General features: G+C 33.4%; 12 protein-coding genes and 1 riboswitch. Of the genes, 4 read left to right on the forward strand and 8 right to left on the reverse strand.

The window, feature by feature from the left end; translation table 11 throughout:
- Positions 1 to 2: 2 nt before the first annotated feature.
- The 8 genes from N524_RS0100645 to N524_RS0100685 form a co-directional block, all read right to left on the reverse strand.
- The gene (locus N524_RS0100645) at positions 3 to 1,079 is read right to left on the reverse strand and encodes an alanine racemase (RefSeq protein ID WP_017636966.1); all 1,077 of its coding nucleotides are present in this window, start codon (positions 1,077 to 1,079) and stop codon (positions 3 to 5) included.
- 3 nt (positions 1,080 to 1,082) lie between these two features.
- Entirely contained in the window at positions 1,083 to 2,234 is a 1,152-nt protein-coding gene (locus tag N524_RS0100650; RefSeq protein ID WP_017636967.1) for an amidohydrolase, read from the reverse strand.
- A gap of 169 nt (positions 2,235 to 2,403) precedes the next feature.
- Positions 2,404 to 3,123 carry a 2,3,4,5-tetrahydropyridine-2,6-dicarboxylate N-acetyltransferase gene (dapD, locus tag N524_RS0100655; protein ID WP_029055367.1) on the reverse strand — a complete coding sequence of 240 codons (720 nt, stop codon included), beginning with the start codon at positions 3,121 to 3,123 and terminating at the stop codon, positions 2,404 to 2,406.
- Between the two features lie 21 nt (positions 3,124 to 3,144).
- A complete protein-coding gene (gene dapB, locus N524_RS0100660) occupies positions 3,145 to 3,867 on the reverse strand; it encodes a 4-hydroxy-tetrahydrodipicolinate reductase (RefSeq protein ID WP_017636969.1) in 723 nt (240 codons plus the stop codon).
- Positions 3,867 to 4,751, reverse strand: a complete 885-nt coding sequence (gene dapA / locus N524_RS0100665) for a 4-hydroxy-tetrahydrodipicolinate synthase (protein WP_029055368.1) — start codon at positions 4,749 to 4,751, stop codon at positions 3,867 to 3,869. The genes dapB and dapA overlap by 1 nt, the downstream gene beginning before the upstream one ends.
- Before the next feature lies 1 nt (position 4,752).
- Positions 4,753 to 5,742 carry an aspartate-semialdehyde dehydrogenase gene (locus tag N524_RS0100670; protein ID WP_029055369.1) on the reverse strand — a complete coding sequence of 330 codons (990 nt, stop codon included), beginning with the start codon at positions 5,740 to 5,742 and terminating at the stop codon, positions 4,753 to 4,755.
- A gap of 57 nt (positions 5,743 to 5,799) precedes the next feature.
- Positions 5,800 to 7,005 carry an aspartate kinase gene (locus N524_RS0100675; RefSeq protein ID WP_026083466.1) on the reverse strand — a complete coding sequence of 402 codons (1,206 nt, stop codon included), beginning with the start codon at positions 7,003 to 7,005 and terminating at the stop codon, positions 5,800 to 5,802.
- Positions 7,006 to 7,087: 82 nt separating this feature from the next.
- A riboswitch (Lysine riboswitch) is annotated at positions 7,088 to 7,264 on the reverse strand.
- 296 nt (positions 7,265 to 7,560) lie between these two features.
- Positions 7,561 to 9,162: an ABC-F family ATP-binding cassette domain-containing protein gene (locus tag N524_RS0100685; protein ID WP_029055370.1), complete on the reverse strand. Its 1,602-nt coding sequence runs from the start codon at positions 9,160 to 9,162 to the stop codon at positions 7,561 to 7,563.
- A 144-nt stretch (positions 9,163 to 9,306) separates the two neighbouring features.
- Between N524_RS0100685 and cvfB the strand changes: the two genes are divergently transcribed.
- From cvfB to pstA, 4 genes are all read left to right on the forward strand, one after another.
- The gene (cvfB, locus tag N524_RS0100690) at positions 9,307 to 10,215 is read left to right on the forward strand and encodes an RNA-binding virulence regulatory protein CvfB (protein WP_017636974.1); all 909 of its coding nucleotides are present in this window, start codon (positions 9,307 to 9,309) and stop codon (positions 10,213 to 10,215) included.
- 346 nt (positions 10,216 to 10,561) lie between these two features.
- A complete protein-coding gene (locus tag N524_RS0100695; protein WP_029055371.1) occupies positions 10,562 to 11,527 on the forward strand; it encodes a PstS family phosphate ABC transporter substrate-binding protein in 966 nt (321 codons plus the stop codon).
- 176 nt (positions 11,528 to 11,703) lie between these two features.
- Entirely contained in the window at positions 11,704 to 12,630 is a 927-nt protein-coding gene (gene pstC / locus N524_RS0100700; protein WP_017636976.1) for a phosphate ABC transporter permease subunit PstC, read from the forward strand.
- Position 12,631: 1 nt separating this feature from the next.
- Complete coding sequence (gene pstA, locus N524_RS0100705; protein ID WP_029055372.1) at positions 12,632 to 13,561, forward strand: phosphate ABC transporter permease PstA; 930 nt, start codon at positions 12,632 to 12,634, stop codon at positions 13,559 to 13,561.
- The last annotated feature ends 58 nt before the right edge of the window (positions 13,562 to 13,619 follow it).

Consider the following 13,619-nt stretch of genomic DNA (forward strand, 5'->3'; position numbering starts at 1 on the left):
ATTTATCTATACTCCTTTATAAGAGAATCGTGATTCATTGCGCTAAGTTGTTCAGAATTTGCTCCCACACCCTTAAATGTGTATTCGTCTATGCGCATATTTTCATTATATAATACAACTTGATCTTGTGCATGTACGTTATCATCAACTTCCACGAACATATGACTCATCATTAAAGCACGAATAGGGTAGCGCTTTCCATTAATAAGTGCTTCATGTTGTGCTCTCGTTCTTAAAATACCATCACCATAACCAACATCTACTACCGCAAGTTTCGTATTATCATTCTGTGTTTCAAATGCCCAACTGTAGCCACAATAGTCTCCTTGCTGAACATCACGCACTTGTATGACATTTGCTTTTACAGTTAATGATTGCTGAATCACTTCTTCACCTAAACCACTATATGGGCGAGAACCATATAATGCAATACCAACTCTTGCGTGCGTATGGTGGGGAAGTACGACTTGACCTTCACGATAATAACTTGCACTATTTTGAGCGTGAATGAAATCAAACTGATAGCCTTCATTTAATAAAGTATTTAATACTTCTAACCATGCAGCACGTTCACGGTCATATTCAGGTACACCGAATTCATCAGCATAACCAAAATGAGTCCATAATCCTGAAATAATCATTTTATCTTGATTTGAATTTTGTTGGTGATCATGTAACACTTCTTGAATTTCAGTTAATGTTTTAAAACCGGAACGATGTAGCAAATTTTCAAATTCTAAATGTATATGAATATCATGCAAATCTTCTTTATGCTCATAATAATATTTCAAAGAAGGTAACGTCATATGAATTTGATTATCACGCACTGTATCAAAATCATATACTGCATTCATAAGAAATACCGTTGCATTTGGAGCTAATTCACGTACTCTTACAGCTTCTTTTAAAGAAGTCGTACTAAATGTATCAATACCTGCACTTAAAAACTGCTTTACTGCAAATTCTAAACCATAATGATAGGCATTATTTTTAACAACAGCCATAATAGGTTGTTGATTTTTAACTTTCTTTGCATTATCCAAAAATGCTTCTGAATCGACTGACCAAATTGCTGTCAATAGTTACACCTCTTTGTAATTTAGTAATAAATGTTCATAATAATTGGCTACATCAATTAATACCTTTTCATCAAAATTTAAATGAGATGTATGTAATCCTGTTACATAGCCTTTATCTGTATTTCGTGTACCTACAAAAACAAAATATGCTGGTGCTAATAATTGACCATAAAAACTAAAATCTTCGCCAAATAAAAATGGAGTAGGCTTTTCAATCACTTCTAAATGAGCATCTTTAAGTGCTTGTTCTACAGGTTTACGTAATTTAGGATTATTAATCGTAGCAGGGTATCCTTCTTCAAATTTCACTTCACAATCTACGTTAAATAACAATTTGACACTGTCAGCTATTTTTTGCATTTGATTTTTAACAATAGTTAAATCATCAGCATCATATGTACGAATAGTTCCTTCTAGATAACCATGACTTGGTACTGTATTAATCGCTTCACCAGCTTCAAAATGTCCCATATGTACGATATTACGTTTTAAACCATTTAAATGATATTGTTGAATTTGACCAACTTGCGTTAACACGTGATGTAATGCTTCACCACAAGAATAGCCTTGTTCTTTATCTGCAACATGGCTAGATAAACCTTTTAAATAAAAGCGATATTCAGTCGCACTAGCAGTAATTTCTTCATCTCTGATTACTACTGTGCCTTCATCTGAGAATGGATTTACATGGATACCAAATACTGCTTCAATAGGATATTGATCAAAGGCTTTGGCATTAATAAGACGATGTGCACCGCCACCTGTTTCTTCAGCAGGTTGGAAAATAAACACAACATTATGAGGAAGGGTACCTTGATCAGCCATTGCTTTACAACGTTGTACAAACAACATCAGGGCAGTTGTATGTCCATCGTGTCCACAAGCATGCATCACATTATCATTTTGACTTCGATAGTCTACATCATTTTCTTCAAAAATCGGTAAAGCATCAATATCTGCTCTATATGCAATCGTATGATTACTATTACCTTTTAAATAGGCGATAGCACCTGTTTCTAGTGGGCGTTCATATGTTACACCTAGTTCATTTAAAAATTGAGTGATATATTCAGTTGTTTCGTATTCATGTAAACTTAATTCAGGATGTTGATGTAAATGTCTTCTATGAGTAGTTACAAATTCTAATTCATTCATCAAAATCATTCCTTTCTCTAAAAATTCCCTAATGACGTTATCATATTTAATGATAATAAAAAGTCGAAACGAAAGGGTGGGGAGCTATCTGTTCTCAAGAAGTTTGAAATCTACTTCTTTAAACTGCTCAACCACGTCTTCGTTTCAACTTACTTTCATTTACGATATATTAATCGTTTAATTTTCTTAATGCAGACACAATCTCACGTTTAGAATCTTCAACTTCAGAAGTCTGTTTAATCACTTTAGCAGGTGTACCTGCAACAACTGCACCTGCAGGAACATCTTGTGTCACAATAGCGCCAGCTGCAACAATTGCACCTTCACCGACACGTACACCTTCTAAAATAACTGCATTTGCTCCGATTAAAACATTATCTTCGATGACAACTGGTGATGCGCTAGGTGGTTCAATAACACCTGCTAATACTGCACCTGCACCAACATGTACATTTTTACCTGTAGTAGCACGCCCCCCTAAAGTTGCATTCATATCTACCATAGTACGTTCGCCAACAACTGCACCGATATTAATCGTAGCGCCCATCATTACGACAGCACCATCTTCAATAATCGCTTGTTCACGAATAAAGGCACCGGGTTCAATTCTAGCATTCGTATTAGTTAAATCTTTTAAGGGAATCGCAGAATTACGACGGTCCATTTCAATCTCAACATCTTCAAATTGACCTTGATGTTGTTCATAGAATGGTTTCCATTCGTCTGCTTCTACAAAAATCACTTTAGAATTATCTGAACCAAATACTTTAAACGATTCAGGGAAAGTTACATTGTCAAAATTACCGTTAACATAAACTTTTAATGGTGTTGATTTTTTTGCATCACTAATATATTGAATTATTTCTTGGGCTGATAAATGTTGTACCATAATTTCGCTCCTTCAGTTGAATTATAAATTATCGAAAGTATAAAAACCTTTGTCTTTGTGAATTAATTTTTCAGCAGCGCCAATTGCTCCATTGGCAAAGATATCTTTTGATTGTGCTTTATGTGAAATAGTAATTGTTTCATCAGTACCAGCGAATAATACATCATGTTCTCCGACAATTGTACCTCCACGAACTGCATGAATACCTATTTCATCAGGTGTTCGTTTTTCTGATTTATCATGACGATCATATACAGGCGTTGTTTTTTCACGTAATCCTTCAATGACATCATATAGTTTAACTAACGTACCACTAGGGGCATCGACTTTTTTATTGTGATGCGCCTCGGTAAGTTCAATATCAAAATCTTGTAATAGGGGAACAGCCGCTTCTAGAATTTTGGTAAGCGCGTGTATGCCATAACTCATATTCGCACTGAAAAATACTGGCATGTTTTTCCCTAAATCTTCTAGTTTTTCAACTAATTTTTCTTTTTCACCAGTAGTTGCGATAACTAATGGTAATTTGAACGATTCTTCTAATAATGGGAATAATAAATTAGGATTAGAAAAATCTATCGCAACATCGGCATCTTTTGCGTCAGCAATGTGTTCGTATTGTTGATAAGGTGTTGAATCTTTCGGTGTGTGTTCGATAACGCCTACAATTTCATGGCCTTTTTCTTCAGCTAATCTAGCAACTCGTTGGTTCATAGCCCCATAACCAATTAAAAGAATTTTCATTATTTTTCACCTGCTTTAAATGTTTCATAAGCTTGTACTAATTTTTTACGATCATTTTCTTCTAATGGTAGAAGAGGTAAGCGTAGTTCATAGCTTCCAAAGCCTTCATGAGCAGTTAATGCTTTGATTGGTATAGGATTAACATCTACAGATAGAGCATCTAACAATTGTCCAATTGGCTCGAACGCTTTAGTGATATCGTCCCCGTTTTGTTTAGCATCATATAAATGTTGGAATTCTTTTGGAATAACATTAGCAATTACTGATATAACGCCATTACCACCACGTTCATAGAAATCAACTACATTGTCATCGTTACCACTATAAATTGCAAATTCGTCTTGATTAACTCGTTTTTTAACTTCTTCAAAGTAATCAAAATCATTTGTAGCATCTTTAAGTGCAACAATATATTGATTTTTACTTAACGTTTCAACTGTCTCTGGTTCAATCGTCATATTTGTACGAGAAGGCACATTATATAATACAACTGGTAATTCAACCGCATTTGCAATTGTTTCAAAATGTTGTACTAAACCGCGTTGATTCGTTTTATTATAATAAGGTGTAATTAACATGACTGCATCAGCGCCTAATTGTCTAGCTCGAACAGATGCTTGAATTGATTTTTCAGTATTATTTGTGCCAGTACCTGCAATTACAGGTACTTGTTTATTCACTAAATTTACTACAGTTTCTAATACATGTTCCTTTTCATCGTCATTTAAAGTAGGGCTTTCAGCCGTAGTACCATTTACAATAATTGCTTGAGCATTATTTTCTAATAAAAATGAAACGTGACTTCTTAAAGCATCATAATCTACCTCGTTATTTACGAATGGTGTAGTTAATGCTACACCTACGCCTTTAAACATGTGTGCCATATTAAAGAACTCCTTTCAATTTTAAAACTTGTTCTAAAACTTGAACTGCGTTTAATGCTGCACCTTTCAATAAATTATCTGATGTACACCATACATGGAATGTATTGTCTAAAGAATCGTCTCTACGAATACGACCTACAAACACTTCGTCTTTACCAGTAGAATGTATTGCAAGTGGATATTCATTATTAGCTGGATTATCTACAAGAACTACTCGATCATCTTTGTCAAATAGAGCTTGAATTTCTTCTACAGTTGTATCTTGATCGAATGTGACATCCATTTCCACGCTATGACTATCTTGAACAGGTACACGAACACATGTAGCAGTTACTTTTAAATCTTTATCATTTAAAATCTTACGTGTTTCATCAATCATTTTTTGCTCTTCTTTTGTATAACCATTTTCTAAAAATACATCAATGTGTGGTAACACATTATTATAAATAGGGTGAGGATAAGCTACAGGTTCTTTACCATTGGCGCCCTCAGATAAATCTCTCTTACCCTTAATACCAGATCCTGAAACCGCTTGATATGTTGTATAAGCAACACGTTTTAAACCAAATGCTTCTTGTAATACTTTTAAAGGTACAACTGATTGAATTGTAGAACAGTTTGGATTTGCAATGATTCCTCTAGTGAACTTAGGTTCATTAACTTCTGGAACTACTAAATCTACATCTTCTGCCATACGCCATTGACTAGAATTATCAATCACTATAGCACCAGCTTGTTCAAACAGTGGGGCGAAATGTTCACTTGTACCACCACCTGCACTCATTAATACATAGTCAAAATGTTCACTTGCTGCTTCTTCAGTTAATTCTTGTACTGTATATGTTTGTCCTTGAAAATCTATATTTTGACCAGCAGAACGTGCTGAAGAAAATAACACTAATTCGTCAAAGGGAATTGCTTTTCTATCTAATGTTTCTAACATTTTTGTTCCTACTAATCCTGTTGCGCCAACTACTGCTAATTTTGTCATGTGTAAGTCACTCCGTTTTCAATATTATTAATATTGTGAAAAATTAAGTTAAATCAATTATATATCAAAAGCACCGTATAGTTCTTCGACAGCTTTTTCACCATTTTCAGCATCAATGACATAAGAAATACTAATTTCTGATGTGGTTGTTTGGTAGAAGGGGATTTTAGCATTAATTAAAGTTATAAATGCTTTAGATGCAACACCTGACATATCTCTCATACCAGAACCAATTAAAGAAATTTTGACATAAGCTTCGTTAATTTTATAATCAAGAGCTTCAAAATTAACTGCTAACTGTTCTAAAATTTGTGAGATTTGATGTACATCTGTGTCTTTAATACTAAATGATAATTGTAATCCTTCATGGTTAACGATTTGGGAAATCATATCCACGTTAACTGAGCCTTCTTCTAATTCAGTGAATAATTGTGTTAATAAACGATTATCTGGTAGGGGATATGTGATTGTAACATGCATCATGTGTTTATCTAATGCGACCCCAGTTACTGCTTTTTTCTCTAATAAATCACTTCTAGACATAATCCATGTTCCTTTCACATTTGATAAAGTTCTTCCTAAATATAGTGGAATATTGTAATTTTTAGCCAATTCAACACTGCGCGTCTCAAGCACGCCAGCACCAAGTGCACTCATTTCCATCATCTCTTCATAAGATACATACTCTAAACGTTTAGCATGACTTAAAATTCGAGGATCTGTGGCATATACACCATCTACATCTGTATAGATTTCGCAAGGTATGTTATTGCTAGCTGCTAATGCCACTGCTGTAGTATCAGAGCCACCTCGACCTAATGTAGTTAATTCATGGTTCTCATTAATTCCTTGAAAACCAGCAATCACAAGTACATTATGTTGCTCAAATGCATCAGTGAAGGTTGAAGGGTTAATTTCAGCAATTTTACTTTTTAAGTGATGTCCAATTGTTTTAATTCCAGCTTGGTATCCAGTCATAGCTTTAGCACTAACACCAATATCGTTTAGCACCATAGACAAATACGAAACTGTTTGTTGCTCTCCAGTTGTTAAAAGTAGGGCAAGTTCTTGCTCTTTTGGAGTTGACGTTAAGGATGATACATTTTCCATCAATTGATCTGTAGTTTTACCCATAGCACTCACTACAACAATCAGTTGTTCATCTTGTTCAACTCGATCTTTTAACATGTTTGCTATATTTTTAATCTTTGTAAAATCGCTGACGGAAGATCCGCCAAATTTCAAAACACTTCTATTCAAAATTTGTCCTCCTCAGTTAGTAGGGAGGCCCACCTATTCAATAAAAAAAGAACAAGTCTGGAATGCGACTTGTTCTACATTTATGTACAAGTGATGCACTCCATTATTATCAAATAATGACAAACTCTTAGCTCTTAACCAAAAAGTCCAACAAATGATATCTGCTATTATCATTCGTTTCGGCATTGCCCCCTTTCAATATTAGCTGTTAGCAGACAGTAATCTAATATTTACTCATGTTTAATGCGCCTCATCAAAATCTTATTCAATTGATATGTTTTTATTATACATATCTGACATGTGACTGTAAACCGATAATTGCGATTTTTTCAAATAAACAGAAAATTTTAAAGCCACTTTCTTTTAGCAAAGATTAGTGGCTTTTATGCAAAAGTTTGATTAAAACTTTTGTATTCCTTAAAACCTTATAGCATTTTAATGCTTAGTATCGTTTGTGCAATCGTTTGTTTAAGATCTTAATAAAATAGGGGACTAAAATCCCATAAAAAAACCCTTAAGTGACATCAACATTCACTTAAGGAAAAATAATCATTTATTCTATTGTAATACTCCAATTTCTTGTAAGTACTCTTCATAAGGAATTTCTTTTGAAACAGAACCCTGTGGATTTAAATCAATCACACGGTTAGCAATAGTGTTAATGAATTCAAAGTCATATGACGTAAAAATAAGTGAACCTTTAAATGATTTTAATCCATCATTGACTGCAGTAATACTTTCTAAGTCTAAATGGTTAGTTGGTTCATCTAATAATAATACATTCGCACTTGAAAGCATCATTTTACTTAACATACAACGTACTTTCTCTCCACCTGATAACACGCTTGCTTTTTTCTTAACTTCTTCACCACTAAACAACATACGCCCTAAGAAACCACGTAAGAACGTTTCAGTCTGTTCATCTTCTGGTGCATATTGACGTAACCAATCAACAAGATTCATGTTTACACCATCAAAGTATTCAGAGTTATCTTTAGGGAAGTAACTTAATGAAGTTGTAACACCCCATTTATATGAACCTTCGTCTGGTTCCATTTCACCAGCTAAAATTTTAAGTAGGGTAGTTTTAGCAATTTCACTATCTCCAATTAAAATAGCTTTATCGTTAGGGTTCATCGTAAATGAAATATTATCTAATACTTTTTCACCGTCAATTGTTTTAGAAAGATTTTGAACACTTAACAAGTCATTACCAATTTCTCTTTCTGGAGTGAATTTCACATATGGATAACGTCTAGATGATGGTTGAATATCATCTAATTCAATTTTTTCTAATTGTTTTTTACGACTTGTTGCTTGTTTGGATTTAGAAGCATTTGCAGAGAAACGTGCCACGAAATCTTGAAGTTCTTTAATTTTTTCTTCTTTTTTCTTATTTTGTTCTTGTGCCATTTTTTGAGCTAATTGACTTGATTGATACCAGAAATCATAGTTACCAACATAAACTTTAATTTTACCAAAGTCTAAATCTGCAATATGTGTACATACATTATTTAAGAAGTGACGGTCATGTGATACTACGATGACTGTATTTTCAAAATTAATTAAGAAATCTTCTAACCAACTAATAGCTGGAATATCTAAACCATTGGTAGGCTCATCTAGTAATAGTACATCTGGATCGCCAAATAAACTTTGCGCTAATAATACTTTTACTTTTTGATTATTTTCAAGTTCAGACATCTTTTTGTCTTGTAAAGATGCGTCAATACCTAAACCAGATAGTAAGTTTGCAGCATCTGCTTCTGTGTTCCAACCATTCATCTCAGCAAATTCGCCTTCAAGTTCAGCAGCACGAATTCCATCTTCATCACTGAAATCTGGTTTCATATAAATTTCATCTTTTTCTTTCATTACTTCATATAAACGTTCGTGACCTTTAATAACTACATCAAGTACACGTTCGTCTTCATATGCAAAGTGGTCCTGTTTTAAAATTGCTAATCTTTCATCTTTACCTAGTGATACATGACCAGTTTGTGAATCTAACTCACCAGATAATATTTTTAAGAAAGTAGATTTACCTGCACCATTCGCTCCAATTAATCCATAGCAATTACCATCAGTAAATTTAATATTTACATCTTCAAATAGTTTACGATCGCCAAAACGTAAACTTACATCAGTTACTTGTAACATGCATTTGCTCCTTTTTATATCGTTATTCTAACGGAAGAATTATATCATATTATTAAGATACTTTCGACCACCTACAACTTGTAATGATAGATTACTCCGCTCATGTTATACTATAAAAGAATAAATGACTCGAAGGAGAATATAATGGCACTAGAAAAAGATATCGTAGGTTCAATTGAATTTCTTGAAGTTACCGGCTTACAAGGTTCGACTTATATGTTAAAAGGACCAAACGGAGAACAAGTTAAACTGAATCAATCAGAAGTAAATGAAGAAGATGAATTACAAGTAGGTGAAGAATATAGTTTCTTTATCTATCCAAATAGATCAGGAGAATTATTTGCAACACAAAATATGCCTGATATCACTAAAGATAAATACGATTTTGCAAAAGTATTAAAAGTAGACCGTGATGGTGCACGTGTTGATGTAGGTTTACCAAGAGAAGTATTGATACCATGGGAAGATTTACCAAAAGTTAAAACACTATGGCCAGAAGCTGGTGACAAACTACTTGTTACTCTAAGAATCGATAGAGAAAATCAAATGTTTGCTCGTTTAGCAAGTGAAGGTATTGTAGATAATATGTACACGCCAGTTCATGATGATAGTAAGCAAAATGAAATGTTAGAAGCTAGACCTTATCGTGTCTTACGTGTAGGTAGTTTCTTATTAAGTACGGAAGGCTACAAAGTCTTCGTACATGAATCAGAACGTAAAGCTGAACCTAGACTAGGTGAGTTAGTTAAAGTACGTATCATTGGCCATAATGAACAAGGTGAGCTAAATGGTTCATTCTTGCCATTAGCACATGAACGACTAGACGATGATGGACAAGTCATTTTTGATTTATTAGTTGAATACGACGGTGAATTACCATTTTGGGATAAATCAAGTCCAGAAGCCATTAAAGAAGTGTTTAACATGAGTAAAGGTTCATTTAAACGTGCTATCGGACATTTATATAAACAAAAAATCATCAATATTGAAACAGGTAAAATTAGTTTAACTAAAAAAGGTTGGTCTCGCACTGAAAACAACCAAGATAATTAATGCAAAATCTTGTTTCTTCTATTAAAAAGGTAAAATTAATTTAATAACAACTATGTATAGCGTTGATTGAAACTCATATTTCAATCAACGCTATTTTTATGTTAACAATACTTACTTTAATATTTCCTCTTCTACTGAATTTCTCCTAAATCTTTGAATAATCTCAATACGATTAAAGTCTAAAAAGCTGATATATATAAGAATTTCTAATAACTTAACATAACTAAATCTAAACTTAACAAAACATTTACATTAACATAGTTTTTAATTAACAATGATTCGTTAATATTAGAACTGTAAGAAATACATATAACATTTGGGTTATTTATATTAGGAGGATGTTTCAATGAAAAAGTGGCAATTAGTCGGTAAGACTGTATTAGGAGCTTCAGTACTTTTAGGCGCATGTGGCGGCGGTAACGGCGGTTCAGGCGAAGGTAAAGATGTAAGTGGTGAAGTAAAAGGTGACGGATCTTCAACAGTCGGTCCTATCATTGAAAAATTAAACGAAAAATTCGCTAAAGATTATCCTGACGCTACAGTATCTTCTGGTACTTCAGGAACAGGTGGCGGATTCGAGAAATTCATTTCAGGAGAAACAGATTTCTCAAATGCTTCAAGACCTATTAAAGATGAAGAAAAGAAAAAATTAGAAGACAAAGGTATTAAATACAAAGAATATAAAATTGCTCAAGATGGTGTAACAGTAACAGTAAACAAAGATAATGACTTCGTAAAATCATTATCTAAAGACCAACTTAAAGATATTTACTCTGGAAAAGCTAAAACTTGGAAAGACGTTAACTCTAAATGGCCTGATAAAAAAATCAAAGCGTTCTCTCCAGACCAATCACATGGTACATTCGACTTCTTTACTGAAGAAGTAATGGATAAAGGCGATATTAAAGCTGAGAAAAATGCTGACACTAACGTCATCGTACAATCAGTTCAAAAGAACGAACAAGGTATTGGTTACTTTGGTTATAACTTCTATCAACAAAATAAAGACAAATTAAAAGAAGTTAAAGTCAAAGATGATAAGGGCAAAGATACTAAACCAACTAAGAAAACAATCCAAGATAACTCTTATGCTTTAAGTAGACCATTATTCATCTACGCTAAAGAAAAATCATTAAAAGAAAACAAAGCTTTCCAGGAATTCATGAAATTCACACTTAAAGATGAAGGTAAATCTGCAGAAGATGCTGGTTATGTAGCACTTCCTAAGAAAGATTACAAAGATGAACTTAAAGAATTAAAAGATTACATTAAGAAAAACAGCAAAGACTCTGATAAAAAAGAAGATAAATAATTAACAATAGAGTTTGGGAATACAACGAAAATCAATACAAAGTGGGTTAATTCAGCCACTTTGTATGATTTTCTTTTCAGGTTAGCACATAAATATCATGAGTCTTTACTCTTATCAACCTGAAATATTCCCACTCTTTTTTTATAATTGGGAGATTTAAGAAGAGAGGTTTTCATATGGTTTCAAATACAAACATTAGAGAAATGATTGCTAAAAACAATGCCAAAAAGGGTGGCATGAGCGATAAAATAGTGCCAATCATTTTAGCTATCATTTCAGCAATTTCAATTTTAGTAACTTTAGGGATTTTATTTACATTACTAACTGAAACAATCACTTTCTTTACACGTGTATCAATCACAGAATTTTTATTTTCTACAGATTGGAACCCGTTCTCAGCTAAACCTTCATATGGTATTTGGGCATTAATCATTGGAACACTTAAAATCACAATTATTGCAGCTTTATTCGCAGTTCCAATTGGATTAGGCGCAGCTATTTATTTAAGTGAATATGCTTCAGATAGAGCTAGACGCATTATTAAACCAGTACTTGAGGTGTTAGCAGGTATACCAACTATCGTGTTCGGTTTCTTCGCATTAACATTTGTTACACCGATTTTAAGATCTATATTTCCTGACTTAGGTAGTTTTAACTCAATTAGTCCTGGATTAGTAGTAGGGGTAATGATTATCCCACTTATTACAAGTATGAGTGAAGATGCAATGGCATCAGTTCCAAACAAAATTCGTGAAGGTGCATTAGGGTTAGGTGCTACAAAATTAGAAGTTGCTATAAAAGTTGTTTTACCTGCAGCAGCTTCAGGTATTTTAGCATCAATTGTCTTAGCTATTTCAAGAGCAATTGGAGAAACAATGATCGTATCTCTAGCAGCTGGTAGTACACCTACAGCTTCATTAAACCTAACTGGGTCAATCCAAACAATGACTGGTTATATTGTTCAAGTTGCTACAGGAGATGCTACTTTCGGATCAGACGTTTACTACAGTATCTATGCGGTAGGATTCACGCTATTTATTTTCACATTAGCTATGAACTTACTATCACAATGGATTTCTAAACGTTTCAGAGAGGAGTATTAAAATGTCTACAACAACTACTAACGTAGCAAATCATAACAAAACATTAGTCGATCAAAATAAAGTCGAAAAAAATATTTCTAGTCGTATGACGAAGAATAAAGTATTTAAAGGTATATTCTTAGCTTGTACATTAATAGGATTAATCGTATTAGCAGCATTATTAATAGATACATTAATCAAAGGTGCTGGTCATTTAACACCTTCATTCTTCACTAACTTTTCTTCATCTACACCATCTATGGCCGGTGTTAAAGGTGCTTTAGTGGGAACATTATGGTTAATGATTACTATCATTCCAATTTCAATTATTTTAGGTGTCGGTACAGCAATTTATCTTGAAGAATATGCTCGTAAAAATCCATTTACAGACTTTGTGAAAGTTTGTATTTCTAACTTAGCCGGGGTACCTTCAGTAGTATTCGGTTTATTAGGACTTACATTATTCGTACGTGGTATGGGAATCGAGTCATTATCTCTTGGCAAATCAATTTTAGCTGGTGCATTAACAATGTCTTTATTAATCTTACCTGTCATTATCGTAGCATCACAAGAAGCTATTCGCGCGGTACCCAATTCAGTACGAGAAGCGTCATATGGTTTAGGTGCAAATAAATGGCAAACGATTTACAAAGTCGTTTTACCGGCTGCATTACCAGGTATTTTAACTGGATTTATCTTAGCTTTATCTCGTGCATTAGGCGAAACAGCGCCTTTAATTTTGATTGGTATTCCAACAATTCTATTACGTTTACCAAGCGGCATCATGGATCAATTCCAAGCATTGCCAATACAAATTTATAACTGGGCTAAAATGCCTCAAGAAGAATTCCAAAATGTTGCGTCAGCAGGCATTATCGTATTATTAGTTATCTTATTATTAATGAACGGTTTAGCAATATTCTTCCGTAATAAATTTAGCAAGAAATTTTAAAGAGAAACGAAATCTTAACATTGGGAAATGGATATTGATTATTAAGTAGACTTATTTC

The organism is Staphylococcus sp. URHA0057 (assembly GCF_000620265.1).
Classification (GTDB): Bacteria; Bacillota; Bacilli; order Staphylococcales; family Staphylococcaceae; genus Staphylococcus; species Staphylococcus pasteuri.